Here is a 26,261-nt window from a genome sequence, read left to right as displayed (position 1 = left end):
GCCGATCTCCGTCAATGCATTTACAAGCGACCAGGACTTCACACCGCCGGTGTTGATGAGTACGCGCTTGCCTTGGAGCCGGGGGCGATATACCTCAAGTCTTTTCCACGCAATCGCCTCCTCCTCACCGATCAGGGCCTCGGTGCGCTCGATGAGATCTGGATTGGCGCCCTTCGCCACCAGGAGTTTGGCGATCTGCCTGAGAGCTTCTGAAGTGTCGCTGATGCCGTAAAATGAGCCCTCAAAGAACGGGATACCCCAGCGCTCCTCCATCTTGCGGGCAAGATTGATGAGTGCCGTCGAGCACACCAACATGGCTGCGCGGGCGCGGTGCGCTGAGGCGACATCGCGGAAACGCGCGTCGCCAGGAATACAGGCGCGCACCCGGATGCCTAGCCGATCAAGCAGCGGCGCCACCAGCCAGAACTCACCGGAGAGGTTGAATTCGCCAAGGACATTGATGTCGTAAGGACCGACGTCGTCCGGCTCCACCGTACCGATGACATGATCAAGCAATGCCTCGCCCGCAAGCTTGTTACCAAGGTTCTTGGAACCGGCGAAGCCGGGTGCATTGACCGGCACCACCGGCAAGTCGAACCTTTCTGCTGCGCACTTGCAGACGGCTTCGATATCGTCGCCAATCAGTGCCGTCACGCAAGTCGAATATACGAAGATCGCCGACGGCGCATGCGCCTCCTTAATCTCGCGGATTGCTCTGAAAAGCTTCCGCGCGCCTTGCCCCATCACCACGTCGAGCTGGGTGAGGTCGGTCGTGAAGCTTCTACGCCAAAGGGTTGCTCCGGACGAAGCCGCGCCGCGATTGTCCCAGGAATTGCCCTCGCAGGCGAGCGGTGCATGAACGAGATGTGCGACGTCGGTGATTGGCTGCAGCACAATCTTGGCACCATCGAAGGCGCAGCCTCCGGCTGCCGCGCCGGGGGTTAGCGGTTTCGAACAGCCCTTTTTGCGCGCCTTGTCATCTTTGGCTCGATTTATCTCGCAGCCGGGCTCGTCGAAAACATCCTGGATTTTAGCAGTGGGCGATTGCATTACGCCATTCTCCCAGTCCATTGGAAGAGGGTTGGCCGCGTCTCAGCCAACCGCTGCTTTTACCGCGTGAGGTCATAAGAATAATCCGTCACACCGATCTTGCTCGTTTCGCGATCGAGCTTGTCGAAGATCTTGTCGAGGATCGTCGTCAACACGCGGAGCCCTCCTTGGTAGCCCATGAGCGGAAAACGATGATGGTGGTGACGATCGAAAATGGGAAACGTCAACCGGATCAGTGGTGCCCCGGTGTCCCGCTCCAGATATTTGCCGTAGGAATTGCCGATCATCAGGTCCACCGGTTCGGTAAAAAGCAACGAGCGCATAGCCCAGAGATCCTTGCCCGACCAGACTTGGGCATCCTTGCCGAATGGGGACGATGCAAGCAGTTCCTTCATCTCCGCTTCCCAGGCCGGCGTGCCGTTGGTGGCGAGGCAGTGGATCGGCTCCCCGCCAGTCTCCATGACAAACCGGGCCACCGCGTAGACGAAGTCGGGATCGCCGTAGATTGCGTATTTTTTACCATGCAGCCAGGATTGGCTGTCCGCCATGGCGTCGATCAGTCGGCCGCGTTCCAAGCGTATTGTCTCGGGGATTTCCTTGCCGGAAATCTCCGACACCTTCATCAAGAACTCGTCGGTTGCCTTGGCCCCGAGCGGGTAATGGAAGGAGGCGGTAGCCTGCTCGAGCTCCTGGCAATACTCGAGCGTCTTGCGGGTGTTGTAGTGCTGCAGCGACAGTGTCGCTTCGGCATTGAGGGCCCCTTTCACGTCCTCGATCTTCGTCCCACCGTCATACATGCGGAATTCGCCGTCGGATGGCGTATCGAATTGGTCGGAGGCATCCTGGATGAAGGTGTAGGACACGCCCATAAGGTTGAGCAGGCGCTTGAGTTCGCGATTGTTGCCGACGCAGAAGCCATCGAAGCCCGGGATGATATTAATCGTGCCAGCCGCCTCCGTGCGCTCCTTGCCTTTCCAGAAGTGCTCCAGGATGCCTTTGACCATGGCGTCATAGCCGTCGACGTGGCTGCCGACGAAGGCAGGCGTATGGGCGAAGGGCACGTCAAATTCGGGAGGGACTGAGCCTTCGCTCTTGGCATTCTCAATGAAGCCATGCAGATCATCACCAATGACTTCCGCCATACAGGTGGTAGAGACGGCAATCATCTTCGGGTCGTAGAGCGCATAAGTATTGGCGAGTCCATCGACCATGTTCTTCAGGCCGCCGAACACTGCCGCGTCCTCTGTCATCGAGGATGAGACTGCCGATGAGGGCTCCTTGAAATGCCGAGAAAGGTGCGACCGGTAATAAGCAACGCAGCCCTGGCTGCCATGCACAAAGGACATGGTCCGCTCGAACCCCGCGGCGGCGAATACGGCGCCCAGCGGCTGGCAGGCTTTGGCTGGGTTTACCACGAGCGCTTCGCGGGCAAGATTCTTTTCGCGATATTCCCACGTCGTGGTGTATTCAGCTTGGTTAGTTACGATCTGATCGGAGTGCGGACATTCGAAATTCAGCTTCTTCTCCGCTAGCATCTTTCTGTATTCCGGCTCCCGGAACAGCGGAGCATGGTCGAGAATATTTTCGGCCGACTGTGGCATGATCATCACCTTGTTGCATCTGACTTGCCCAGACGCCGGTAAAGGGGCGTCGAGGCTTTTCAGGTTTTCTGCGGATCAATGGGTGCTGGCGTTCATCGCCATCGTGGTCGCGGGAGGTCGGGTCCTTATTTCGGCTGCGACCGCGTCAGGCTTCATGGCGTCTTTCTTCCATGGTGCTTCGTAAAGGTCCCAGATCGGGCTGTTTACGGCAAGATCCATGTCGCGGGCGAAGATGGCGAAGCCGTCATAGCCGTGGTACGGGCCGGAATAATCCCATGAGTGCATCTGGCGAAAAGGTATGCCCATCTTCTGCACGGGGTATTTTTCCTTGATGCCGGAGCCAACAAGATCGGGACGAATCCTCTCGATGAACTTATCCAGTTCGTAACTGGTTGCGTCGTCATAGATCAGCGTGCCCTTCTTCACGTAGTGGCCGGTGCGCTGATAGTCGTCGTTGTGAGCGAATTCGTAGCCGGTTCCGACGATCTGCATGCCGAGGTCTTCATAGGCGGTGATGACGTGACGGGGGCGCAAACCGCCGACATAGAGCATCACTCTCTTGCCTTCGAGTCGCGGTCGATATCTATCGATGACCGCATCGACAAGGGGCCGGTACTTGGCGATGACCGCCTCGGTCTTGTCCACGATTTCAGGCCCGAAATGCCTGGCAATCTTGCGCAGAGAGGCCTCGATCTGGGAGGGGCCGAAGAAGTTATATTCCATCCAGGGGATGGCGTATCTTTCCTCCATATGCCGGCAGATGTAGTTCATCGACCGGTAGCAGTGGATGAGGTTGAGCTTGGCCTTAGGGGCACGCTCCACTTCCGCGAGCGTCGCGTCCCCCGACCAGTTGCCGACCACGCGCAGCCCCACTTCCTCGAGCAGAATGCGGGTGGCCCAGGCGTCGCCGCCGATGTTGTAGTCGCCGACGATATTTACGTCGTAGGGGCCGGGCTCGAAATCTAAGGTTGCCTTGTCCAACACCCAGTCGCGGATGGCGTCGTTGGCGATGTGGTGGCCGAGCGATTGCGAGACGCCGCGGAAGCCTTCGCAGCGTACCGGCACGATTGTTTTTTTGTACTCCTTGGCCTTCTTGCGCGACACCGCCTCGATGTCGTCGCCAATGAGACCGATGGGACATTCGGACTGAATAGTGAGGCCCTTGTTCAAGGGAAACAGTTCCTCGATCTCATCGATGATCTTTTCCAGCTTTTTGTCGCCACCGAAGACGATGTCCTTCTCCTGGAAGTCGGAGGTGAACTGCATCGTTACGAATGTATCGACACCTGTTGTGCCGACATAGTAGTTGCGTCGCTGCGACCATGAATATTGACCGCAGCCGACCGGCCCATGCGAGACATGGACCATATCCTTGACCGGGCCCCAGACCACGCCTTTGGAGCCAGCATAGGCGCAGCCGCGGATCGTCATTACGCCTGGAATGGACTTGATGTTCGACTTTACGTCACATTCGGAGATGGCCTGGCCCTCCTCGCAGACCTCCTCGCTATCCGATGCGACACTGAGGTGCTTTTGGCGACGTTTCGCCGCTTTGTTTGGGTAATGCGACAGCACTTCCTCGATAAGCTTCTCATGGAGAGCACTGTCATTCTCGTAATCGAGGCTCATTCGCCTGCCCCCTTTTCGCGGTTCGGGTGATGCCTCCAAGAAGAGGCAGCGTTGGTGGAATGTTGCGCCGGGTAAAGTTCCGACCTCGTCTGCGAGGCAGTCACTGGACTGCTGCTACCGCCGCTTCTTTGGCCTGGAGTTCTGCAAGCATCTGCTCGTCCGTCTTCATGATGCCGAAGTCGAGCAGCATGTCCTCGAGTTCCTCCATCGTGATCGGGGTCGGGACGGTGCCCTGGCCCGAATTGGCGTGGATCTTCTCGGCTAGCGCGCGATATTCCGCCGCCTGCTTGGAGTCCGGTGCATACTGGATAACCGTCATCTTCCTGAGCTCGGCGTGCTGGACGATGTTGTCGCGTGGCACGAAGTGAATGAGCTTGGAATTGAGCTTGGCCGCGAGTGCCTCGGCGAGATCGAGTTCGCGGTCTGTCTGTCGCTCATTGCAAATCAGCCCGCCAAGCCGCACGCCGCCCGAGTGGGCGTATTTCAGGATCCCCTTAGCGATGTTGTTGGCGGCATAGAGTGCCATCATCTCGCCGGACATTACGATGTAGATTTCCTGGGCCTTGTTTTCGCGGATGGGCATCGCGAAGCCGCCGCACACCACGTCGCCGAGCACGTCGTAGGAGACGTAGTCGACATCATCGTAGGCGCCGTTTTCTTCCAGGAAGTTGATCGACGTGATGACGCCGCGCCCGGCGCAACCGACGCCCGGCTCGGGGCCGCCCGACTCTACGCATTTGATGCCTTTGTAACCGACCTTCAGCACGTCCTCCACCTCGAGGTCTTCCACCGAACCTTCCTTTGCCGCGAGATGCAGGACCGTGTCCTGCGCCTTCGAGTTCAGGATGAGGCGGGTGGAGTCGGCCTTGGGATCGCAGCCCACGATAAGGATTTTCTGCCCGAGATCGACTAGGGCCGCGAGCGTATTTTGAGAGGTGGTGGACTTGCCGATACCACCTTTGCCGTAGAATGCGATTTGACGCAGACCTGCCATGTTGCTTTCCTTCGTTTGTTCGAACCATCGCGGTTGCCCGCAGAATGAATGTCGCCGGCAGCTTTTGCCGCCTGCGTAAGGATGGTTACAAGACCCGTGCCAACTCGGCGGGTAGACCGAACAGAGTTACATTGTTGTACGTTACCAGTTACTTATGCGGAAACGAGACTACCTGCATCACAAAGCAAATCCTTGTCGCGGAACCGACAATTGTAACCAGCAATTGTCGTAAGCGTCGCCTATCAGACGTAAGATCCGACAAGACGATGCTGCCGATCAGGGCTGAGGAGGGGATGGGAGCGCTCTTCTCGTGGAGGCTTTATCAACGCGAAGTGCCAGACGTTCGTCCAAGTGTGCTTCACGCTGCTTTCCCGGCCCTCACTGGATTAAACCGCGATTGACTTCGGCCATCGGAGCTCAAATGGGTACTGTCGTATGAATGTGCATTCGTCCTATGACGATCCACGAGCTGGTGCCTTCGGAAGAGCTCCATGTGTGCCCTACATCTGGAGGCCCGGCTTGCACTTGCCGGGTACTGCGATAGCGTGTGAGGAAGGTGAGCTGATCTGAAAATCAGGCAGACAACTTCAAGTGTCCGGCTGCCCGAGAGATTTCTGGACCGCTGGGATGATCCTGTCTCCCCAGAGCTCTATCTGGCGCAGCATCGTTCTTTGGTTCAGATCCCCCAACTGCGTCTGAATTGCAATCTGGTCCGGCCTCAAGACTTCGATCTCCTCCAGAAGGCGATCAATCACGCGATTTATGCTCCCGATGGGCAGGTTCTTGCGCATAGTCCGAACGAGAGGTTCTGGTGCGTCGGCACCTCCTCCAACATGTAGCCGTCCTTGCTCTGTTGCGACGCTGATGCAGGGCCTCGGACAGCCGGCGCTGAAAGCGCGCGTTATCGAGGTAGTGGTTGATTTCCGCTCCATTATCGCTGGCATAGCAGCAGCGCAAAAGCGACAGCTTGGCGTCACGGACCTTTTGCCCTCGGATATAGCGGCGGTCTGGATGATGTCTCGCAGCATGCCCAGAGTTTCCAAGCCCTCATGGAGGCCGTAACGAAAAGGTTGTGTCCCTCACGATAGGCTCGGCACATTGTTTTGGAGGACCCGGTGGCAATCCAGATCGGCGGGGCTGGCTTTTGAAGAGTTCGCACTGAAATCGCCGTCGCAGGTATCTGCGTAAAAAGATCTTTTGCTTGAGACCCTTGAGCAAGATGTCGAGGCATTCCGAAAAGACGGCCGGCGCCTCATCTACATTGACGCCGAAGCGGTCGAATTCAAACTGCTGGTATCCTGAACCAACGCCGAGCTCCAGTCGGCCGTTCGCAACGATATCGACAAAGCCGATTTCCGCCAGCAGGCGCTGCGGTCGATAGAGTGGCAGTACGCAGACCGCGGAGCCGAGGCGTATGGTGCTCGTCAATCCGGCACAGTGGGCGACCATCAGCAAGGGCGACGGAACAAGGCTGTAGTTGGTGAAGTGGTGCTCGGCGAACCAAGCTGTGCGGAAGCCAGCCTGCTCCGAAAGAACGGCCTGCTCTACTGAGTTGCGGATGACGCTATCGCAAGATGGTAGATAGCCTCGCTGGGCAGCCAGGATGATTGCGAACTCCATTGTGTCTCCTTGTTTGCGGCAAGGATCACACAGCTCGTGATGACTGGGCGGTCAATACGGGCATGTAGGTGTGCCCGGCACGACCTCGATTCACGAGCACGCTCGCATGATCGATGAAGCGACTCTGTCGACGGGGTTTCATTGTGGTTAAGAGCTCCACAACCAATATGGGAATTCTCAGCTCCCCGCGTCTCAGGACGAGCTCCAGCCTCGGTCCACGTGCAGGATCGAGCCGTTGATATACGAGGCATCAGACGATGCCAGAAAGTAGACGGCTTCGGCGACTTCCTCCGGTTCCCCAAACCTGCCCAAAGGGATCTCCTGTCGGAGCGATCTCGGGCCTGTGCCGGTAGCCTTTTCGCACTGGATGTCGCCAGACGCGCGGATGTGACGTGGAGCGACTGTGGCTATGCGGATTCCAAGCGGCCCCGAATTCGGCCGCCATGCACCGGGTAAGCATATCAAGGCCGGCGTTGTACGCGGCGTAAGCATGATTCATCGAGAGCGGTAAGAGCCTGCAACTCATTGCGAGATACAGGATTACACTACCAGGTCGCATCGATATCGCCGCCTCGCGTAAGCAGGTGAAGGCGCCAGTTAGATTTATGCGCAGAGTGTTTTTGAGCCCTGCCGCAGGCTGCTCAAGATCGGGGCGAATGTGCATTCACGCCAAGGCCGTTGACGAAGACGTCGATGTGGCTGGAGCGCTTCCGCAATTCTTCGAAGAGAGCGACGACGTCGCTCTCGACTGTCCTTTCCACGCGTTTTGACAGGTGCTTGTCGCCGAGCAAGTCAGCGAGCTTTACCGCTGCACCACCGCCTCCGTCAGCGATCACAACCGTATCGCCCCTCGCTGCAAAGCGGCGAGCGATAGCCGCGCCTATGCCTTTAGCACCGTCTATCACGACCACCGTTCGCGCATCGGTGTCCTCGACCGGGCGTAAGAGTTCTACTCCGGGCGTCCTACCCTGAGTCCGGTGGGCTTCACGAGGCTGGCTGAATGACATCCAGCCACCATCGACTACAAGCGTCGATCCGGTGATGTAACTTGCCTGCTCACTGGCCATGAAGTGCACAGCTCGCGCGATCTCGTCGGGACGAGCCAATCGGCCTATCGGCACGCCGCGCCTTATTGCCCTAACGTCCAACTTGCCAGCTGTTTCTAATTCCGCGACCATTGGCGTATGCACGTAAACGGGGGCTACCACTGTCACGCGGATGCCACGCGAAGCCCCTGCGCACGCCAGCGTTTTCGTGATTGAGATCAGCGCAGCTTTCGAAGCGGCGTAACCATTGCGCTTTGGGTTGCCGAGGAGGCCAGCAAGCGAAGCGACGTTGACGATGGCTGCGCCAGGTTTCATCAGCTTGGCGATTTCGCACGCCACCCAGTACGGCCCGATGAGGTTTACTGCTGGAGCGCTTTGAAAATCTTGGATGGGCGTATCGACGGTCGCAGCCATCGTCGGCCCTATTCCCGCATTATTGACGAGCACTCCAATCTGCGAGAATCCTTTGTCCAGAAGGGTACAGAATGCGAGGACATCGTCGTGTCGCGACACTTCGAACTCAAGGCCGAGATGGGGCTTGCCGAGATGACGGCTCAGTTCGACACACCGCTGTCTGGAAGGTCAACCGCGACTACGATGTCTCCACTCGTGGCAAATATATCGACCAGCGCACGACCAATACCCCCTGCCGCATCTGTCACGATGATGACCCGCCCTGGCTGAACCGGGGAATCGTCCAGACGTGTCTTCACAGGGCAGAGAGTTTGTAGGCGGGATCATTCGGGTGCGGTGCCCCAATCGGCTGGCGAGGACCAAACCGCTCAGCTTCAGTGAAAGTCGCGGGCCTCTGCTCTTCAACCCAATCATAGACTACGGTGCGTTCGAGGATGCGCCACTCCCCTTCCCTTTTCTGAACCAAATCACAGTAGCGTCCGCACAGGAGCATCTGCCTCATCTTGCCTGCCTCGTCGGGTCCGCGCTGCAGCGCGATGAAATAACTTTCGATCGCGGCCTCTGCCGAGCCCACGAACTCGACCATTATGTTTGCAAGCTGGTGGATGTTGCGCGGCTGGGTTTTGAAGACACTAAGCGCAAGCTGAATGAACCCTCCGGCGGAGCCGCAGTAACTTCCGTGATTGTCAGTTGCATCCGGCCAATGCTGCGTAAAGCGGCCTCGTCTGGAGACAGTCGCGGATTGCTTCCCGGTCGAAGAGTTGGGTCATGGTTGGTTGATGCATCGGCTCAATAGAGGTTCTGAAAATTCTATGAAGCGTGTCCTCAGGACCACGCGTTATCGGCGAAGATTCACGGTTTCCGGCGCGAAGCTCATTGCTGCCACACCTGGACCGGACAACGAAGTTTTCCAGATTTCCCCAACAGGGCCGGTCTGGTCTTCATCACCTCGTTTTTCCCTTTCGCTTACGACGGTCTAAGCTTCCACCTTGACCCGAGAACTCAACCGAATGTGCGGTAATGGTTCCTGAAACCGCGGCCACTCGGACCTCAGATCCGTGGTAGTGTGCTCACTAGCAACTTGGCGCTGCCGCTCAATGGAGGACGTTCAAAGTTCATGCCAACCTGGCTGACCACCCCAAGAATGCATTTAAATGAGCGCCCAGCTACTTAGCCTCAATGTAGGAGAAATGGGCTCGAACGAGCCTCTGTCGTAACGCCGATAAAGGCGACAGTCGTCTTAACGCCCTTAAAGCCGCTGCAGGTCGTTGAGCGGTTGGGCGTTTTGAGCCGTGCGCGTCTGCGTACAGGCCGGAGCCCGATCAGGTCCAAGTCAGAGTGAGATCCTTGATCCCGAATACATGACCGCCACGGGTAATCGGCGCCGTACCCTCTTTGATGCGGAAAGTCGGGATGCGCGCCAACCATTCGCGTAGGCCAACGACAATTTCTCGCCGTGCAAGGTGCGCTCCGAGGCAAACGTGTGGACCATAGCCAAAAGCGGTGTGGTGGTTCCCCCGTCGTGCCAGATCGATAGTCTCAGGGGACGCGAATTCCGATGGATCACGATTCGCAATCATAGTGGCGCACGAAACATACTCACCCTTACGGATCGGCACGCCTTCGAACACGATATCCTTCGCGGCCACGCGGATCATCTGAACGGTTGAATAGGCGCGCAGCAATTCTTCAACGGCGAGCATGACCCGATCCGGTTCGTTCCGCAACAACTCTTGGTCCTTTGGATTGCGTGCGAGATAGGCCATGTCAAAGCCTATGGCAGCCGCGACCGTGTCGAGTCCCGCGACCAAGAAAAGCACACCGATGCCACGGACTTCCTCTTCTGTTAAGGAGCGGCCATCAATCTCCGCCCGCACGACAAAAGTCATGAAATCAAAAGCTGGTGTCCTGCGGCGCCTGGCTGCAAGTTCGTCAATGAAGCCCACGATAGACCGGGCTGCTGCCGTTCGCTTGTCTGCGTTACCGTGGAGTAAATCGCTTACCCAGCCAACAAACACTTCAGATCGCCTCTGCGAAAGCCCGAGAAAGCTAAGGAAGACGCTGACCGTGAAGGGCAAGGCAAACTCCCTCATGACGTCACAGCTGGTTCTCTCTCTCGCTATGCGGTCGATCAGCGCGCGCGCTCTCTCGCGGATAGTCGGCTCGAGTGCAATCACCCGCTTGGATGAGAACAGAGGATCTAGCAGTGCACGAAAGACACCATGGGTCGGCGGATCCAGTTCGAGCGGGATGACCGGCCAATGTTCGCCAAGTGCGGAGCCCAAGATGCTGCGATGGCTGGAAAAGGTCCTTGTATCCTGCAGCACCCGTCGCTGGTCTCTCGCGCGTGTTATGACCCAGGTACCTCGCCCATCTCGCGTGTTGGACGGAGAGTAAAAGATCGGAGGGCCGTCATGAACACAGGCAATGGCAGCGTGCGGATCGCCGTTAGGCGTCGGAGCCATGCCAGGTGAACTGAAAAGACTGAAGTCCCGCACCAGTTCGCGCGGTACATGATCTGGAATGGTGTTGGTCGTCACGCGCTTTGTCCTTCTGTCAATCACTCATCAACTGCGTGGGCTGTCGAGGATCTGAGCGGAACCGATCGGGAGAACTCCGTCAGAAATCGTTCTTTGCCCCTTGGGCGACGATCAAGAATGCGGGAATGTTGGGGTAAATACCTGCTGCACAGACAGGCAGCCTGTGGCGGCGCCGCAAGAAGTGGACGCGATCTGCGAAATAGGTCGCGCAAAAAAAGCATTTATTGTCCGGCCTCAAGAGCATTACTCCGCTGGCTTGACAACCGCCGGCATGGTCTGGATTGGCGCCTTGCCTGCAAGGGCGGCTGCAAGATGCGCCTTGGCAAGCTCGCCTTCCCATTTCGCCACTACCACAGTCGCGACGGCATTGCCGATCAAGTTGGTTAGCGCGCGGCATTCCGACATGAAGCGATCGACGCCGAGGATCAGCGCCATGCCGGCGACCGGTACGGACGGAACGACCGAGAGAGTGGCAGCGAGCGTGATGAAGCCGGCGCCGGTGATGCCGGCGGCCCCCTTCGAGCTCAGCATAGCGACGAGCAGGAGCAGGATCTGGTCGGCGATGGAGAGCGGCGTGTCGGTCGCTTGAGCGATGAAGAGTGCCGCAAGCGTCATGTAGATGTTAGTGCCGTCGAGGTTGAAGGAATAGCCGGTCGGGATGACGAGGCCGACCACCGAGCGCGCGCAGCCCGCGTTCTCCATCTTGTTCATGAGGCCCGGGAGTGCTGCTTCCGAGGAGGAGGTGCCGAGCACCAGCAGCAACTCCTCCTTGATGTAGCGGATGAGCGAGAGAATTGAGAAGCCGTTGTAGCGGGCAACGGCACCGAGCACGACGAAGACGAACAGGAACGACGTCAGATAGAAGGTGCCGATCAGCATGGCGAGGTTGGCAATCGAGGCGATGCCATACTCGCCGATGGTGAAGGCCATGGCGCCAAAGGCGCCGATCGGCGCGGCTTTCATGAGTATGGCGACCAGCCGGAAGATCGGTAGCGTCAGCGCCTGCAGGAAATGGACGACGGGCTCGGCCTTGTTGCCGACCTTGCCGAGCGAAATGCCGAAAAGGACCGAGATGAAGAGCACCTGCAGGATGTCGCCCTCGGCGAAAGCACTGACAAATGTCGTCGGAATGATGCTCATGAGGAAGCCGGTGACTGACTGCTCGTGCGCCTTCTCGGCATAGGTGGTGACCGCTTTTATATCGAGCGAGGCCGGATCGATATGCATACCCGCGCCCGGCTGCACCACATTCGCGACCACCAGGCCGATGACGAGGGCGAGAGTGGAGAAGGTTAGAAAGTAGAGCATTGTCTTGCCGGCGACACGGCCGACCTTCGCGAGATCGGTCATGCCAGCAATACCGGCCGCGACCGTCAGGAAGATGACAGGCGCGATGATCATCTTGACGAGCTTGATGAAGGCGTCGCCGAGCGGTTTGAGCTCAGTGCCGATATCCGGATAGAAATGGCCGAGCAGGATGCCTGCGGCGACCGCTGCCAGCACCTGGACATAGAGGTGACGATAAAAGGGTGTCTTGCCGCGGACCTCCGCGTAATGTTCTGCAATCGACATGATAGCCTCCACGGGTACATGCACGTGTCGTAAACCGGCACGCTGAATCGGCGAGGCGCAGCGGCCCACAGCCGGTGTCGGCGGCGGTGCCTGCCTCAGCGTTGGCTCCCACTAGGGCTCCACGCGAACGCTTTCCCCTTCCTCAGGGGCAAAGCAGCTCTCCAGTTCCTTGCATTCTTGGCAAGCGGCCGCCGTGCACAGCGAAAATCCCTCAGCCTCGCAGAGCTTGCGGTAAAAGTACTTCTTCCACCTCATGTTGTCGGTATTGCCGGCTGCAAGCTTGGGGAAATGGGTTGAGAGCAAACGGCTGAGTTCGACCCGATCGAAAAGGCCGAGCTCCCTCCAGAGATGGTCGTGGCGTAAAGCACGGCGGGCTATGATCTTGGCGAAACTTACGCTCGCTGAATCGTCCGGTCGAGCATGCGCGAGCAGCAGACCGCGCAGAAGCTCCTCCTCCATGCCAGGCTCCGCATCGCTGACGTCTTCCAGGGAGAAAGCGTGAATCGTTGGTGCGGGAAAACTGCGGTTCACGATGTCTCGAAGCTCGACTTGCGAAAGGCCCGTTGCCTCTGTCGCAGTTGCCTCGCCGGCATCGATCTCCTCAAGCGCACGCGAAAGGACACAAGTAAGCACGTACTGATCGAAATCCATTTTGAGATCTACGGACGGCCAGACTCCGGGGCCTAGAAGTTTGGACAATTGTCGCCAACCGGGCCGATCGGAGATTCCGGCTCCAAGGACTGTTCTCCCTTTCGACAAAGCGCGGACTTGAGCTAGATTTGACATGTTGCTTCCTTCCCTCTTCGTTCCACCACACCGAGCGCCCGCGGGTGCTTGCCGCAAGGCAATTCTGGCCAAGTCGGTTCAAGTGTCGTGCCAATCGAATCTGCCGAGCCGAAGAGGTAACTTTGTGGTTGCTAGTCAAGGACTAAACGAAAGTCTGGCAGGAGCTCGGGGGGATGCGGCCGTGTCAGGAGGACGACAAGGATAACATGAGATGTCGGTTCTCTGCCAAGAGTAGCGGCCGGATACTAAACAGGAAACGCCGAACCGTAACGCGGCAAATCGGCCTCGCAGGCGATAGTACGCGCCAGCAGCTGCCGGCCCATCGCGCCGACGGGCTGGGCCTTGAAAGGCGCCTGCTGGAGTTTGTGGCCAAAGCCAATACGCGCACACCAACATGGCCATGCCGCCACAAAGCAGTGCTGCTACAGTTTGGATGTCAAGTGGCACGGCCCTTGCTGCTTGCTCGTCGGTAGCCGCCAAGCTGCCAATCGCGGCGAAGACGCCGGTTCTCTTCCGAAGGATGCTGATGCCAATGAAAAAGGAGAAATGCAGATGCCGATGACAAAAAGAATTCCCTTCGTTGCCTTTCATACGCGCGTTCGCGACGAGACAGTGAAGGGGCCGAATCTCTACCGGTGGGAAGTCAGAACAACCGAGGATTACTTCAGCGGCAAGCGCGTCGTTCTATTTTCGCTTCCCGGTGCGTTCACCCCGACTTGCTCGACTCGGCAATTGCCCGATTTCGAGAAGCTATATGACGAGTTCCGGGATGCGGGGATTGAGTCGGTCTACTGCCTATCAGTCAATGATGCCTTTGCCATGAATGCGTGGGGTAAGGCCTTGGGGGTAGAAAAGGTCAATCTCATTCCGGATGGTTCCGGCGAATTCACTCGCAAAATGGGCATGCTGGTCGCAAAGCACAATGTTGGCTTCGGGATGCGCTCTTGGCGCTACGCCGCCGTGGTCAATGATGGCGTAGTGGAAAAATGGTTTGAAGAGGAAGGTCTCTCTGACAACTGCGAGTCCGATCCCTATGAGGTCTCTTCTCCGCAGAACATTCTCGAAACCTTGAGGACCGCTCCCGCCTCTTGAGCGGTCCCCAACAGGATTTTGATGCTTCTGTGGATGTCGTGGAGCCCGAGCGCTGACGTTGCGCTCCGCAGCTGCCGTCGGCACTAATCCATCGCACTCTCTTATGATCCCCGCCGCTGAGCAGGGCAAAAGACGGAGTTCCACACAGTCAGCGCGTTTCGTCCGACGCGCTGCCCGCTATAGCCTCTAAGCTTCGCCCGTCTGCGTCGCGGCGCCCATCTGATGTCGGGGGGCAGAGGATAGCCTCCTTTGCCCAGCCCCGGCAAACCCTAACACGAACTCGGTGTGATCAACTCGGCAATGTCGGATTTTCAACGGTGTCATACATGCGACACCTCTGTGTTAGGATGGGGTGTTGTTTTCGAACAGTTTTTCTGTTGGCACGCCAAGTGCATCGCTTTTTCGCAAGCGCAACTTGGAAACAGGAAACGGGTTATGATAACGCTCACCGACAGTGCCATTGCCGCAGTGAAATTTGCGCTTTCAAAGGCTCCCAAGCCGGCGACTGGATTACGCATCAAAGTGCAAGCGGGCGGCTGCTCTGGTTTCAAATACCACCTGGTTTTGGAAAGCGAGTCACGCAACGGCGATGCTGTCATTGAGGCGGGAGGGGTCAAACTATTCGTAGACTCAGACTCTCAACCTCACGTCGGCGGCATGACAGTCGATTTCACAACGGATGTGAATTCACCCGGATTCATCTTCGACAATCCCAACGCGAGCGAGAACTGCGCCTGCGGGAAGTCCTTTAGCTGACCGGGCAGAAGGAGAATACGAGATCATCATGAAAGGAGGATCAAGAATGCCGCATCAGTGCTGGTGTCCCAGCGTGCTCCTGGCGTCATTTAAGTAGGCGGAGGGCCATCCTGGATGTCGATCTATCTCGATAACAATGCAACGACACGCGTCGATTCCGAAGTTCTCCAGGCAATGCTGCCGTTCTTTGCGGACCAGTTTGGCAACCCCTCGTCGATGCACGACATTGGCGCCGCTGCCGGCGCAGCGATGAAGACGGCGCGCCAGCAATTGCAAGCGCTGATCGGTGCCAAGTTCGATCATGAGATCATCTTTACGTCGGGCGGGACCGAAAGCAACAATGCGGCGATTCTTTCGGCGCTGGACGTGATGCCCGAGCGATCAGAAATCGTCACTTCAGCGGTTGAACACCCGGCGGTTCTAACGCTCTGTGGTCACCTTGAAAAAACAAGAGGAATCAAGGTGCACCGGATCCCGGTCGATCAACATGGCCGACTCGATCTCGACGCCTATCGGGCCGCCCTCACCCATCGTGTAGCAATCGTCTCAATTATGTGGGCGAACAACGAGACCGGGACGACCTTCCCCGTGGCCAGGCTTTCTGAGATGGCCAAGAATGTCGGCGCAATTTTCCACACTGACGCAGTGCAGGCGATCGGTAAGCTTCGGGTGGACCTGAAATCGACCGCAATCGACATGCTGTCGCTCTCCGGTCACAAGTTCCATGGACCGAAAGGCGTCGGAGCACTCTACATAAAGAGCGGCGTGCCCTTTCATGCACTTATCATGGGTGGGCACCAGCAGTGCAACCGACGCGCGGGAACAGAGAACACGCCCGGGATTGTAGGTTTGGGCAAGGCAGGCGAACTTGCCTTGTGGCGCATGGACGAGGAAATCACATGGGTGAAATCGCTTCGCGATCGTTTGGAGGAAGGACTTCTCGAACGCATTCCCAAGACCTTCGTCACCGGCGATCCGCTCGCGCGGTTACCTAACACGACAAATGTGGTCTTCGAGGGCATCGGCAGTGAAGCCGTTCAGTTTCTCCTCAATCGCCACGGCATCACCTGCTCGTCTGGCTCCGCCTGCAGCTCTGGCTCCTCGCGAAAGAGCCATGTTCTCGAGGCGATGAACCCCGACGCTGCGGCACTCGGCGCAGTTCGCTTCTCCTTTTCACACTTCAGCCGCGAGGAGGATGTCGATCAGGTACTCGAGGTGATACCTGGAATTGTGATGAAACTTCGCGGTTCGTTTCCATTCTCTGCGGCAGGTGAAAGGCGGAGGATAGACAACTCCGCGGCCGCAGCACGCTGATCATTTTACGGGAACGGCTTGAAAGGTCCGCTGCCGGGTCGGCTTCAGCGTCTAGCAAGCAACTAGGACCAGAAAACTAATCCCACCTATAGGAGAATGCAATGACTTGTGATGGCGAGGCCGTTTCGAGTGACGCAATTTTCGCGCGGCTACTGAGCTTGTCGACTGCCGAGGAATTCTTTGAGGTCCTTGACGTTTCGTATGAGTCGAAGGTGCTCGACGTCTCACGGCTCCACATCATGAAACGCATGGGACAGTACCTGGCTGAGGGGAACTTTTCAGACCACCGCGCACGTGCGCGCGACGCGCTGGAACGCGCCTACGCGGATTTTGCGACTTCTTCGCCACTATCACATCGGGTGTTCAGGGTGCTTGAGCAACGCGATCCGACTAAAACTGCCGCGCCAGGGCAGACGTTTGTACCGTTGGAAACCGTGCTGAAGTCTTTCGGAAGCGACAGGTGAGTTTGGTTTACGACATATTATGTCCCAAATCCGACAAGACTGTCAGCAATCCAATCGTACAGAAACGAACAATGCTTAAATTCCAGTCGGTTACTGACAAGTCATGTGGTTGGCATGATTGGTGCTTTGAAGACAGGCGAAACCTTCGGGCCAAATGCGATCGGAGCTAAAGAAACCTCATGCACATTGTAGTCTGTATAAAGCAGGTACCGGACTCAGCGCAGATACGCGTCCATCCCGTGACAAACACGATTATGCGCCAAGGCGTGCCGACCATTATAAACCCTTACGACCTGTTTGCTCTCGAAGAAGCCCTCAAAGTGCGCGACCTCCATGGCGGCGAAGTCACGGTGCTCACCATGGGCCCGCCCATGGCAGAGGAAGCACTGCGCAAGGCACTCACTTATGGCGCAGACCGGGCGATACTCCTGACTGACCGTCACTTTGCCGGCTCTGACACGTTGGCGACTTCCTTCGCACTTTCTCAGGCAATATCGCAGATTGGCAACAGCTTTGACACGCCCGATATCGTCTTCACAGGCAAGCAGACAATCGATGGCGACACCGCCCAGGTCGGCCCTGGAGTAGCAAAGCGCCTGAACCTCGTGCAGTTGACCTATGTTGCGAAGATTACCTCCATAGATCTCAGCGCGCGCGCGATTACGGTCGAGCGCCGCTCGGAAGGCGGAACGCACGTTCTGAAAAGCAAATTGCCTTGCCTCATCACCATGCTAGAGGGCACCACCGTCATTCGCCGCGGCTCACTTGATGACGCCTTGCGCGCAGCGCGCAGCGAGATCGTCAAGTGGAATGCGGAGGAAGCCGGCATTGAAGACATCACCAAATGCGGGCTGCGGGGTTCACCGACGGTCGTCAAGCGGGTCTTCGCTCCAACCCCGCGAGAACAAAAAGCGGTGCAAATCGACACTACCGACAAGAGAGTGCACGACATAGCTAAAGAGCTGGTCGCGTCCATCTTCACTCACCAGCCGGCGCTGCAACACGAACTCTCCTCTGCTGATAGCGCGTGACGAAATAGGAGCAGATAATGGGAACTCGAAAAACTAAAGCACCGCCACCCGCTGCGCTCGGCCGAGCCGGCACCAAGAAGAACCTTCCTGACCACTTCAAGAACTACCAGCACGTCTGGGTTTTCATCGAGCTGGAGCGCGGTCAGGTCCACCCGGTCTCGTTCGAGCTTCTCGGCGAAGGACGCAGACTAGCTGACCAGCTGGGCGTGCAGCTCGCGGGTGTTGTTCTCGGGCCGCCCGGAGATTCTACCCAGCATGCTGTCGCTGAGGCTTTCGCCTATGATGCCGACCTGGTCTACCTCGTCGAGAAGCCGCTGCTCACCGATTATATAAACGAGTCTTTCACCAAAGCACTAACAGATCTCGTCAACACCTATAAACCCGAAATTCTGCTTCTCGGCGCGACGACGCTCGGTCGGGACCTCGCCGGTTCCGTAGCTACCACACTGCTGACGGGGCTCACAGCCGACTGCACTGGACTTGATGTGGATGCCGACGGTTCCCTCGCAGCCACCCGGCCCACATTCGGCGGCTCCTTGCTTTGCACGATCTATACGCTCAATTGCCGTCCTCAGATGGCAACTGTGCGACCAAGGGTCATGCGCATGCCACAGCGGTCAAACAAGCGAATCGGGCGGGTAATCCGGCATGATTTGCGGATGCTCGAGGATGAGATCGTCACGAAAGTCGTCGGTTTCCTTTCCGATGGCCAATCGGAAAACGCTAATCTCGCCTATGCGGATGTAGTAGTTGCCGGCGGGCTTGGACTCGGCGCTGCTGACAACCTGCAGCTCCTGAAGAATCTCGCGCAAACGATCGGCGGCGATTATGGCTGTTCTCGGCCGTTAGTGCAAAAGGGGTGGATGGCGGCTGATCGGCAGATCGGCCAAACTGGCAAAACGATCCGGCCGAAACTCTATATCGCGGCTGGGATATCGGGCGCGGTCCAGCATCGCGTTGGCGTCGAGGGAGCTGATCTCATAGTCGCTATCAACACTGATCCGAACGCGCCAATCTTCGATTTCGCCAATATCGGTGTTGTCGCCGACGCGGTCAGTTTTTTGCCGGCACTGACGGAAGTTTTCATCAGACGGTTGGCACCGGGCAATCATATCAGACTAGTGAACTGAGGTAGGACCCTATGACCAACGAGAAATTCGACGCTATCGTCGTCGGCGCCGGTATGTCTGGAAACGCGGCTGCTTACACGATGGCAAGACGCGGCCTAAAGGTGCTGCAGTTGGAACGCGGAGAGTACCCGGGCTCCAAGAACGTCCAAGGCGCCATACTGTACGCCAACATGCTGGAGACAATCATTCCGAATTTTCGGGATGACGCACCTCTTGAGCGGCATCTAATCGAGCAGCGTTTTTGGCTGATGGACGACACTTCGCACACTGGAGTGCACTACCGGTCGGACGATTTTAATGAGCCGACGCCGAACCGCTACACGATCATTCGCGCCCAGTTCGACAAGTGGTTTTCGCGCAAAGTGCGCGAGGCCGGTGCGACAGTTCTGTGCGAGACGACGGCGACGGAGCTGGTTCTCGATGGCGGGGGCAAGGTGATAGGCGTACGCACCGATCGTGCTGGTGATCCCATCCACGGGGAAGTGGTCGTCCTCGCAGAAGGTGTCAACGGCCTGCTCGGCACGAGAGCAGGATTTCGTAAGGTGCCGAAACCCGAGGCCGTGGCACTCGCTGTCAAGGAAATGCATTTCCTGCCGGAAGAGGTCATCCGCGAGCGCTTCGGCCTTACCGGCGATCAAGGCTGTGTTATTGAAGCGGCTGGGACAATCTCGCACGGAATGGCCGGATTGGGATTTCTTTATACCAACAAGGAATCAGTCTCACTCGGTTTCGGCTGCCTTGTCTCCGATTTCGCAGCGACCATGGAAAGTCCATATACCCTTCTTGACGACTTCAAGGACCACCCATCAATCCGCCCACTACTTGCGGGCTCGGAGGTTAAGGAATATGCGGCGCACCTGATTCCGGAAGGTGGGTACAAGGCAATTCCGCAGCTCTTTGGAAACGGCTGGGTTGTGGTTGGTGACGCGGGGCAGCTTAACAATGCCGTGCACCGCGAGGGCTCTAATCTCGCCATGACGTCGGGCCGCATCGCCGGCGAGGCGATATCCATAATCAAGAGCCAAGGATGCTCGATGGCCCAGGAAAACCTCTCCCTTTACAAGGCCATGCTGGACAAATCTTTTGTTGTGAAAGACCTTAAAAAATACAAGGACATGCCTGCCCTGCTCCACACGAACTCACGCAACTTTTTTTTTACGTACCCGCAGCTGCTGTCCAAGGCAGCGCAAAATTTCGTGCGCGTCGACGGCACACCCAAGATCGAGAAGGAAAAAGCGACTACGGCCGCCTTTGTCAAGGCACGTTCGCGATGGGGACTGTTCAGCGACGCGGTCCGCTTGGCACTTGCTTGGCGCTAAAGGGAGAAACGAGATGACAGCTCCATTCGTTCGCATCGAGGACAGGCTTTACCAGAATCGCTATCTGGTGGATGCGGGGCGGCCACATATTAAAGTGCGACCGCATCTGTCTCCGAGCGCAAACTTGTTCGCACTGACGCGGATCTGCCCAGCCCAATGTTATGAGGTGAATGAAAACGGACAAGTGGAAGTTACTGCTGACGGGTGCATGGAGTGCGGTACATGTAGAGTATTGTGCGAAGCAAACGGTGATATCGATTGGAGCTACCCACGAGGTGGATTCGGTGTCCTCTTCAAATTCGGTTAATGAGCAGCTAACTCTAGTCCTCATGAAACCCAAAAGCATCTCGCTTTTATCGAGCAAGACGGCTACATTCGCGTACTCTCAAGTGCCGATGTAAGCACCTGATAATATTAGCATCGCGGTATGTTCTCGTTGGGAGCATGAGCGGTCCGGACGGTGTCTCCAGGCTGAAATGCTGCACAATGGGCTCAATGAGGGTATGACTGAACGATCCGCTCAAACCATGCACAAACCGGATTTCTGGGCCAGAGGTATCTATCGGGTATCGAAAGTCTTGATTGGTCCAGCCAGTCTCGAGACCAAGCTTGCCAATGTCATTAGCGCCCTCTCCGCAATGCTCCCAATGCGGCGCGGCGCAATCGTCGTTCTGAATGCTGGAGGAGCGCCCGAGATGGTTGCAACGCTTGGCGTGGAGCAAGCATCTCAAGGCGCTCGCTGCATTCCGGCGAAGGCTGCAATAGACAGAATCGTCGCAAAAGGCGCGCCACTGGTCGTACCGGACACTTGCAAGTCGGACCTGTTCCAGGCTGAGCTCCAAACCAGCTCGAATGCCACCGGCCCGACCACCTTCGTTGGTGTCCCGATGAAGGTGGATCAAGAAACGCTTGGAACGCTATGGCTCGACCGCATCCAGGATGGCGGCACCAGGATACAATTCGAGGAAGAGGTACGTTTCCTGTCCATGATTGCCAACCTTGCGGCCCGGGCCGTTCGGTTGGATCGCCACCAGAGCCGCGATGGTCAACCAACCTTGGGCGAGGAAGAAGCCCGCAAAACTAGTTCAGGCAAGAAGGAACTCCCCGAACCTGGCCAGCGCCTCACAAAAATCGATTGGATCGTTGGGGAAAGCCCTTCGCTCAAACAGGTGGTCGAAAGCGTGAAAGTTGTTGCAATAACCAATTCTGCAGTACTTCTCAGGGGTGAAAGCGGCACAGGCAAAGAGTTCTTTGCAAAGGCGATTCACGAGCTTTCACCTCGAAGAAAGAAGCCCTTCGTGAAGTTGAACTGCGCCGCACTGTCTGCAGGCGTGCTGGAATCGGAACTGTTTGGACATGAAAAGGGCGCCTTTACTGGGGCCATCTCCCAGCGCGCCGGTCGTTTCGAATTGGCGCACGGTGGAACCCTGCTGCTCGATGAGATCGGCGAGATTTCGCCGGTCTTTCAAGCGAAACTGTTGCGCGTCCTGCAGGAGGGTGAGCTTGAGCGAGTCGGCGGCACAAAAACACTCAAGGTGGACGTTCGACTCATATGCGCCACGAACAAGGATCTAGAGGCGGCAGTCGCGGATGGGGAGTTCAGGGCCGACCTCTACTACCGGATCAATGTGGTACCCATATTTTTGCCGCCTCTCAGGGAGCGAAATGGAGATATTTCACGCCTTGCGACGGTTTTCCTCGACCGATTCAACCGAGAAAACAATCGGGATCTCACATTCACGCCAGCTGCGCTCGAGCTCTTGTCAAAATGCAACTTTCCCGGCAACGTCCGAGAGCTTGAAAATTGCGTCCGGAGGACCGCCACTCTCGCGCGTACGGGGACGATCCTTCCATCAGATTTCTCCTGTCTGAAAGACCAATGCCTTTCTTCAATGCTCTGGAAAAGCGCTGACCGTCCACTTGCGGGCAATACACTCAATGGAACGGTCGAATCCCCGGTCAGCTGCGGTTACTCCACCGGACCGGCCGGCTTAACGGTGGCACCACATCTAACCAACCGAGAGTTGCTAATCAGTGCTATGGAGAAGGCCGGCTGGGTTCAAGCAAAGGCAGCTCGGATTCTGGGCCTCACACCGCGGCAAGTTGGCTATGCATTACGTCGCCATCGTATACCGGTGAAGAAGATCTAAGTCGGTGAGCCGACGTTATCTTGGGCGTGACCAACCCCTCTTCCTCAGGCACGCGGGTCTATTGTCCAATTTGGCTGCTTATTGTCGCGACTTCGACAAAACGGCGTCGGAGCAATTGTCGCAAATCGAACACGAAACAGCAACGTATTGAAATTACGGTCTTATTTGGTTGGCACAGCGCTTGCATTTCTGACAACGACCTTACTCACCAGTGGAGCTGTTCGATGAGTGCACCGATTATTTCGCTTGAAAGCCTGGCCAAGACGACATCCTCTGGGCGGTTGCTGACAACCGCGAAATCCGGTGGCTGCGCATCCTCGTCCTGCGGCTTGTCCTCGAGGCCAACCGACATGGATTCGGCTACCTGGGAGAAGATCAAGGATCACCCATGCTTTTCAGAGGAAGCGCACCACTATTTTGCGCGTATGCACGTCGCAGTCGCACCAGCCTGCAATATCCAATGCAACTACTGCAATCGTAAATATGATTGCGCCAACGAAAGTCGGCCTGGTGTCGTTTCGGAAAAGCTGACACCGGACCAGGCGCTGCGTAAGGTGATTGCCGTCGCCAACGAATTGCCGCAGCTTTCCGTTCTCGGCATCGCGGGTCCGGGCGATGCCTGCTACGACTGGGAGAAGACGAGGGCGACTTTCGAACGCGTCGCTAGGGAGATCCCGGACATCAAGCTATGCATTTCCACTAATGGACTTGCCCTGCCGGAGCATGTCGATCAGTTGGCCGAAATGAACATCAGCCACGTGACGATCACCATCAACATGGTTGACCCTGCAGTCGGCGAGAAGATTTACCCGTGGATCTTTTATCGTCATCGCCGATACACCGGTATGGATGCTGCCAAAATCCTGCATGAGCGGCAGATGTTGGGGCTTGAGATGCTGAGCGAACGCGGCATCCTAACAAAAATTAATTCGGTGATGATCCCCGGCGTCAATGACCAGCACCTGATCGAAGTCAACAAATGGGTCAAAGAGCGCGGCGCATTTCTGCACAACGTCATGCCGCTGATCTCCGACCCGGCACACGGCACCTGCTTTGGCCTGACTGGACAGCGCGGCCCAAATGCGCACGAACTGAAGGCGCTTCAGGATCGTCTCGAAGGCGGCGCCAAGCTGATGCGTCACTGCCGACAGTGCCGTGCCGATGCAGTCGGCCTTCTCGGCACTGATCGCGGCCAGGAGTTCACGCTCGACCAGATTCCGCCCGAACTTGGCTACAACGGTGGCAAGCGTCGTGCTTACCGCGAGGTGGTCGCACACATACTCGATGACCATTTGGCAGCCAAGAACCAGGCTATGACGACGCTTGCATCAATGAGCACGCGCGGGTCGCTTCAAGTGGCTGTTGCGACGAAGGGGGGCGGACGCATCAACGAACACTTCGGCCATGCGAAGGAGTTCCAAGTTTATGAAGCCTCGCAGACAGGGATTAAATTTGTGGGGCATCGCAAGATCGAGCCGTATTGCCGTGGGGGCTGGGGCGAGGAAGGCACCCTCGGTGGTATCATTGCTGCACTCGAAGGCATAGACGTAGTGTTGTGCGCCAAGATTGGAAATTGTCCCAAGAAGCAGCTCATGGAAGCTGGGATCCGGGCAACGGAGGCCTTTGGCTATGATTACATCGAAGCCGCGATTAGCGCTCTTTACGCGGCTGAGCATGGCATCGATCTATCGCAGGCAACAGCTTGAGCTTGCCTATCCAGACAAAAACAGGAGTTGATCAATGGCCTTCAAAATCATCGCATCCCAATGCACCCAATGCGGTGCCTGCGAGTTCGAATGTCCTTCCGATGCCATCGAGTTGAAGGGCGAGAAGTACGTGATTGACCCTGACAAGTGCACCGAATGCGAGGGAGTTTACGAGGCACAGCAATGCGCCTCGGTATGTCCGATGCCGAAGACCTGCGTGCCGGCTTAAACCCGGAATGCAATGGCCGGGCTTACGCGCGCGGCCGGCCATGAGTCTTCCCTGTAACCGCAACGATGAAAGAAATGGCGATGGGTGTTGGACGCGAAGAGGAGGTCGAAATCCATAATCCTCCGCGGTTTATGCCGGGTGAGCGGGTTTGTGCGACACGTCACATCAAGAACGACGGCACCTATCCCGGGAAAGAGATCGGAGCAAGCCTCGTCAGGAAAGGCGACGCGGGTTTTGTGCGCGATGTGGGGACTTTTCTCCAGCAGTTTTACATCTATGCCGTCGAATGGATTGATCGTGGCATCGTCGTAGGAATGCGTGCGCGTGAACTGATGAGCCTCGAGGAGGTCCCAAGTCTGAAATCTGCTGCCGAATGCACGCATCGGAGCGAAGGAAAAGCCAGATGAAAATAACAATCCGCAGAACTGACAATGGCTTATCAGCATATGTTCCCAGGAAGGATATTGAAGAGCCGATCGTCGAGATTGAGAACGAAAGCATATGGGGCGGCTTTGTGGTGCTTGCAAACGGCTGGCGGCTCCTACTGCCCGAGCTTCCGAAGGACACCCGTCTACCGGTCACCGTCGAGGCAAGAAAGATCGTGAACGATGATGTTGGTATAGTAGCCCAAAGAGGAACATCATGAAATCATCACTGACTTCCGGGCGTCGTCGGAGCCGCGACCCGAAGCAGCGTGACCCGGCGCGGATGAACCTGTGGCGTCGAATAGGTCAGATCTGCTTCGTACGTACACTCTGCGCTCGTGGTAGAGCAGCCGTTGTCCTTCGCCGCCGGCGGTGCATCACTCTCAAGCCCTAGACTTGCCGCAGTGCGCCTGCCGATGGAATGGACCCCGTTGCTGCAATTGGGGGCCCAAGCCCTCTAATGAAGGAGTTCACCATGACTACCGCAATGGCACCTTTCCTGCGCCGTGGGGAACTGAAGTCTAACGCTCGCGGCGCGACGACGACGCGATTTGTCGAGCGCGAAGGTTCGGCCAGGATGATTAACGGTGTCACCGTCTTCGGCCGTAGCATCCCAATCCCCGTGGACAAGAGGAATTGCGAAGGTCGTGTGATGGTTGTAAGCGGCAAGCTGAGGCCATTCAGCCGGCGTAGTTCCACGGCATCAGCGCGTCGATTTCTGAACTCGGCCAGCCGTTGGCGATGCGCTCGAGCGTTTGCGTGAGCCAGGCGAGCGGATCGACGTTGTTCATTTTGCCGTTAATGCCGACCGTCGAACTATGCCGATTAAGCAAGTTTTTGCCAACGTTTTCTGTAGTATAGCGGTCGCCTAGTCGGCATAACTTAGGGTCTCTCCGTCGCAATTGACGCGAAGGAGAGGACACTTGAACGCAACTGACTATTTGAATCGCAGCGCCCTATACCGGAAGCTGGTCTACGGTCCATATCGGGAGTTTGCGGGCGTTTACGCCGCCAAAATGTCAAACGAAGGTTTGGGTCGGCAATGCACGTGGCGCTCGCTGAGCCTGTTTCGAGACCTGATGGACTGGCATGTTGGCAATGGATATGCCCCGCAGGATTTGAGCGAAGCGCGCTTCGCCCAATGATATCAGCCCGTTGGCAAGTACCGGTCGCTGGCACGATGTCGAGCCTGTCCCCGACCTTGAATCCATCATGAGGCGTCCCGATCTCAAACTGGTATCTACACGGCAAGGACTCCCCGGTGGGGGTAGTCCTTGAAAAAGATAGATCGGCCATCATTATGACCGTCACGCCACGACGACTGACTTCCTCTTCCCAAACGGCCTCTATTGTCACAACGGAACGCTCAAAATGATGAAGTCGCCATAGATAA

General features: G+C 57.1%; 24 protein-coding genes and 3 pseudogenes. 14 read left to right on the top strand and 13 right to left on the bottom strand.

What is annotated here, in order from left to right:
• From ACQ7C1_RS30385 to ACQ7C1_RS30330, 12 genes and pseudogenes are all read right to left on the bottom strand, one after another.
• Nucleotides 1-1,050 (bottom strand): nitrogenase component 1 (locus ACQ7C1_RS30385; RefSeq protein ID WP_430961018.1); only part of this gene is annotated, 1,050 nt, incomplete at its 3' end.
• A 59-nt stretch (nt 1,051-1,109) separates the two neighbouring features.
• Nucleotides 1,110-2,651 carry a nitrogenase molybdenum-iron protein subunit beta gene (gene nifK / locus ACQ7C1_RS30380; protein ID WP_430961015.1) on the bottom strand — a complete coding sequence of 514 codons (1,542 nt, stop codon included), beginning with the start codon at nt 2,649-2,651 and terminating at the stop codon, nt 1,110-1,112.
• A 75-nt stretch (nt 2,652-2,726) separates the two neighbouring features.
• Entirely contained in the window at nt 2,727-4,280 is a 1,554-nt protein-coding gene (gene nifD / locus ACQ7C1_RS30375) for a nitrogenase molybdenum-iron protein alpha chain (RefSeq protein ID WP_430961014.1), read from the bottom strand.
• A 100-nt stretch (nt 4,281-4,380) separates the two neighbouring features.
• On the bottom strand, nt 4,381-5,274 hold the full coding sequence (nifH, locus tag ACQ7C1_RS30370; protein ID WP_430961013.1) for a nitrogenase iron protein: 894 nt from the start codon (nt 5,272-5,274) through the stop codon (nt 4,381-4,383).
• Nucleotides 5,275-5,861: 587 nt separating this feature from the next.
• Nucleotides 5,862-6,894: pseudogene (locus ACQ7C1_RS30365) on the bottom strand (LLM class flavin-dependent oxidoreductase).
• 192 nt (nt 6,895-7,086) lie between these two features.
• Nucleotides 7,087-7,386, bottom strand: coding sequence for an SDR family oxidoreductase (locus ACQ7C1_RS30360; protein WP_430961012.1), 300 nt, complete (start codon nt 7,384-7,386; stop codon nt 7,087-7,089).
• A pseudogene (locus ACQ7C1_RS30355) lies at nt 7,385-7,558 on the bottom strand (short-chain dehydrogenase); the annotation flags it as partial. The pseudogene ACQ7C1_RS30355 and the gene ACQ7C1_RS30360, both read right to left, overlap by 2 nt.
• Nucleotides 7,536-8,453, bottom strand: coding sequence for an SDR family oxidoreductase (locus ACQ7C1_RS30350; protein ID WP_430961011.1), 918 nt, complete (start codon nt 8,451-8,453; stop codon nt 7,536-7,538). The gene ACQ7C1_RS30350 and the pseudogene ACQ7C1_RS30355, both read right to left, overlap by 23 nt.
• 196 nt (nt 8,454-8,649) lie before the next feature.
• Nucleotides 8,650-8,961, bottom strand: a complete 312-nt coding sequence (locus tag ACQ7C1_RS30345) for a nuclear transport factor 2 family protein (protein WP_430961017.1) — start codon at nt 8,959-8,961, stop codon at nt 8,650-8,652.
• 715 nt (nt 8,962-9,676) lie between these two features.
• Complete coding sequence (locus ACQ7C1_RS30340; RefSeq protein ID WP_430961010.1) at nt 9,677-10,894, bottom strand: cytochrome P450; 1,218 nt, start codon at nt 10,892-10,894, stop codon at nt 9,677-9,679.
• 243 nt (nt 10,895-11,137) lie between these two features.
• Nucleotides 11,138-12,466, bottom strand: a complete 1,329-nt coding sequence (locus ACQ7C1_RS30335; RefSeq protein WP_430961009.1) for a dicarboxylate/amino acid:cation symporter — start codon at nt 12,464-12,466, stop codon at nt 11,138-11,140.
• A 111-nt stretch (nt 12,467-12,577) separates the two neighbouring features.
• Complete coding sequence (locus ACQ7C1_RS30330; RefSeq protein WP_430961008.1) at nt 12,578-13,252, bottom strand: nitrogen fixation protein NifQ; 675 nt, start codon at nt 13,250-13,252, stop codon at nt 12,578-12,580.
• A gap of 552 nt (nt 13,253-13,804) precedes the next feature.
• Between ACQ7C1_RS30330 and ACQ7C1_RS30325 the strand changes: the two genes are divergently transcribed.
• The 13 genes from ACQ7C1_RS30325 (at nt 13,805) to nifT (ending at nt 25,089) form a co-directional block, all read left to right on the top strand.
• On the top strand, nt 13,805-14,344 hold the full coding sequence (locus ACQ7C1_RS30325) for a peroxiredoxin (protein ID WP_430961016.1): 540 nt from the start codon (nt 13,805-13,807) through the stop codon (nt 14,342-14,344).
• A 435-nt stretch (nt 14,345-14,779) separates the two neighbouring features.
• Entirely contained in the window at nt 14,780-15,100 is a 321-nt protein-coding gene (locus ACQ7C1_RS30320; RefSeq protein ID WP_430961007.1) for an iron-sulfur cluster assembly accessory protein, read from the top strand.
• Nucleotides 15,101-15,214: 114 nt separating this feature from the next.
• Nucleotides 15,215-16,414: a cysteine desulfurase NifS gene (gene nifS / locus ACQ7C1_RS30315; RefSeq protein WP_430961006.1), complete on the top strand. Its 1,200-nt coding sequence runs from the start codon at nt 15,215-15,217 to the stop codon at nt 16,412-16,414.
• Between the two features lie 101 nt (nt 16,415-16,515).
• On the top strand, nt 16,516-16,878 hold the full coding sequence (nifW, locus tag ACQ7C1_RS30310) for a nitrogenase stabilizing/protective protein NifW (protein ID WP_430961005.1): 363 nt from the start codon (nt 16,516-16,518) through the stop codon (nt 16,876-16,878).
• 179 nt (nt 16,879-17,057) lie between these two features.
• Entirely contained in the window at nt 17,058-17,909 is an 852-nt protein-coding gene (locus ACQ7C1_RS30305) for an electron transfer flavoprotein subunit beta/FixA family protein (RefSeq protein WP_430961004.1), read from the top strand.
• 17 nt (nt 17,910-17,926) lie between these two features.
• A complete protein-coding gene (locus ACQ7C1_RS30300; protein WP_416068586.1) occupies nt 17,927-19,039 on the top strand; it encodes an electron transfer flavoprotein subunit alpha/FixB family protein in 1,113 nt (370 codons plus the stop codon).
• 11 nt (nt 19,040-19,050) lie between these two features.
• A complete protein-coding gene (locus ACQ7C1_RS30295; RefSeq protein ID WP_430961003.1) occupies nt 19,051-20,358 on the top strand; it encodes an FAD-dependent oxidoreductase in 1,308 nt (435 codons plus the stop codon).
• A gap of 13 nt (nt 20,359-20,371) precedes the next feature.
• Nucleotides 20,372-20,665, top strand: coding sequence for a ferredoxin family protein (locus ACQ7C1_RS30290; RefSeq protein ID WP_430961002.1), 294 nt, complete (start codon nt 20,372-20,374; stop codon nt 20,663-20,665).
• Nucleotides 20,666-20,861: 196 nt separating this feature from the next.
• Nucleotides 20,862-22,508 (top strand): nif-specific transcriptional activator NifA, encoded by a 1,647-nt coding sequence (gene nifA, locus ACQ7C1_RS30285; protein ID WP_430961001.1) that lies wholly within the window; start codon nt 20,862-20,864, stop codon nt 22,506-22,508.
• A 224-nt stretch (nt 22,509-22,732) separates the two neighbouring features.
• On the top strand, nt 22,733-24,214 hold the full coding sequence (nifB, locus tag ACQ7C1_RS30280) for a nitrogenase cofactor biosynthesis protein NifB (protein ID WP_430961000.1): 1,482 nt from the start codon (nt 22,733-22,735) through the stop codon (nt 24,212-24,214).
• A 34-nt stretch (nt 24,215-24,248) separates the two neighbouring features.
• Nucleotides 24,249-24,443, top strand: coding sequence for a 4Fe-4S binding protein (locus ACQ7C1_RS30275; protein WP_069456679.1), 195 nt, complete (start codon nt 24,249-24,251; stop codon nt 24,441-24,443).
• A gap of 80 nt (nt 24,444-24,523) precedes the next feature.
• Nucleotides 24,524-24,850: a nitrogen fixation protein NifZ gene (locus tag ACQ7C1_RS30270; RefSeq protein WP_430960999.1), complete on the top strand. Its 327-nt coding sequence runs from the start codon at nt 24,524-24,526 to the stop codon at nt 24,848-24,850.
• The gene (gene nifT / locus ACQ7C1_RS30265) at nt 24,847-25,089 is read left to right on the top strand and encodes a putative nitrogen fixation protein NifT (RefSeq protein WP_430960998.1); all 243 of its coding nucleotides are present in this window, start codon (nt 24,847-24,849) and stop codon (nt 25,087-25,089) included. The genes ACQ7C1_RS30270 and nifT overlap by 4 nt, the downstream gene beginning before the upstream one ends.
• A gap of 459 nt (nt 25,090-25,548) precedes the next feature.
• On the opposite strand, the pseudogene ACQ7C1_RS30260 reads toward nifT, so the two are convergent.
• A pseudogene (locus ACQ7C1_RS30260) lies at nt 25,549-25,662 on the bottom strand (transposase domain-containing protein); the annotation flags it as partial.
• Between the two features lie 129 nt (nt 25,663-25,791).
• Between ACQ7C1_RS30260 and ACQ7C1_RS30255 the strand changes: the two are divergent.
• Nucleotides 25,792-26,013, top strand: coding sequence for a hypothetical protein (locus ACQ7C1_RS30255; protein ID WP_430960997.1), 222 nt, complete (start codon nt 25,792-25,794; stop codon nt 26,011-26,013).
• Nucleotides 26,014-26,261: the final 248 nt, after the last annotated feature.

Origin of the sequence: Rhizobium sp. Nf11,1 (genome assembly GCF_050587665.1) — a bacterium.
Classification (GTDB): domain Bacteria; phylum Pseudomonadota; class Alphaproteobacteria; order Rhizobiales; family Rhizobiaceae; genus Rhizobium.
This window is presented reverse-complemented; position numbering and strand designations above follow the sequence as displayed.

Coding starts and splice junctions, on each gene's coding strand:
- nifK (WP_430961015.1), bottom strand. CDS start 2,651: ATGCCACAGTCGGCCGAAAATATTCTCGACCATGCTCCGCTGTTCCGG.
- ACQ7C1_RS30325 (WP_430961016.1), top strand. CDS start 13,805: ATGCCGATGACAAAAAGAATTCCCTTCGTTGCCTTTCATACGCGCGTT.
- ACQ7C1_RS30305 (WP_430961004.1), top strand. CDS start 17,058: ATGCACATTGTAGTCTGTATAAAGCAGGTACCGGACTCAGCGCAGATA.
- nifA (WP_430961001.1), top strand. CDS start 20,862: ATGACTGAACGATCCGCTCAAACCATGCACAAACCGGATTTCTGGGCC.
- ACQ7C1_RS30360 (WP_430961012.1), bottom strand. CDS start 7,386: ATGCTTACGCCGCGTACAACGCCGGCCTTGATATGCTTACCCGGTGCA.
- ACQ7C1_RS30290 (WP_430961002.1), top strand. CDS start 20,372: ATGACAGCTCCATTCGTTCGCATCGAGGACAGGCTTTACCAGAATCGC.
- nifT (WP_430960998.1), top strand. CDS start 24,847: ATGAAAATAACAATCCGCAGAACTGACAATGGCTTATCAGCATATGTT.
- ACQ7C1_RS30295 (WP_430961003.1), top strand. CDS start 19,051: ATGACCAACGAGAAATTCGACGCTATCGTCGTCGGCGCCGGTATGTCT.
- nifS (WP_430961006.1), top strand. CDS start 15,215: ATGTCGATCTATCTCGATAACAATGCAACGACACGCGTCGATTCCGAA.
- ACQ7C1_RS30335 (WP_430961009.1), bottom strand. CDS start 12,466: ATGTCGATTGCAGAACATTACGCGGAGGTCCGCGGCAAGACACCCTTT.
- ACQ7C1_RS30320 (WP_430961007.1), top strand. CDS start 14,780: ATGATAACGCTCACCGACAGTGCCATTGCCGCAGTGAAATTTGCGCTT.
- nifD (WP_430961014.1), bottom strand. CDS start 4,280: ATGAGCCTCGATTACGAGAATGACAGTGCTCTCCATGAGAAGCTTATC.
- ACQ7C1_RS30275 (WP_069456679.1), top strand. CDS start 24,249: ATGGCCTTCAAAATCATCGCATCCCAATGCACCCAATGCGGTGCCTGC.
- ACQ7C1_RS30300 (WP_416068586.1), top strand. CDS start 17,927: ATGGGAACTCGAAAAACTAAAGCACCGCCACCCGCTGCGCTCGGCCGA.
- ACQ7C1_RS30270 (WP_430960999.1), top strand. CDS start 24,524: ATGGGTGTTGGACGCGAAGAGGAGGTCGAAATCCATAATCCTCCGCGG.
- ACQ7C1_RS30330 (WP_430961008.1), bottom strand. CDS start 13,252: ATGTCAAATCTAGCTCAAGTCCGCGCTTTGTCGAAAGGGAGAACAGTC.
- nifH (WP_430961013.1), bottom strand. CDS start 5,274: ATGGCAGGTCTGCGTCAAATCGCATTCTACGGCAAAGGTGGTATCGGC.
- nifB (WP_430961000.1), top strand. CDS start 22,733: ATGAGTGCACCGATTATTTCGCTTGAAAGCCTGGCCAAGACGACATCC.
- nifW (WP_430961005.1), top strand. CDS start 16,516: ATGACTTGTGATGGCGAGGCCGTTTCGAGTGACGCAATTTTCGCGCGG.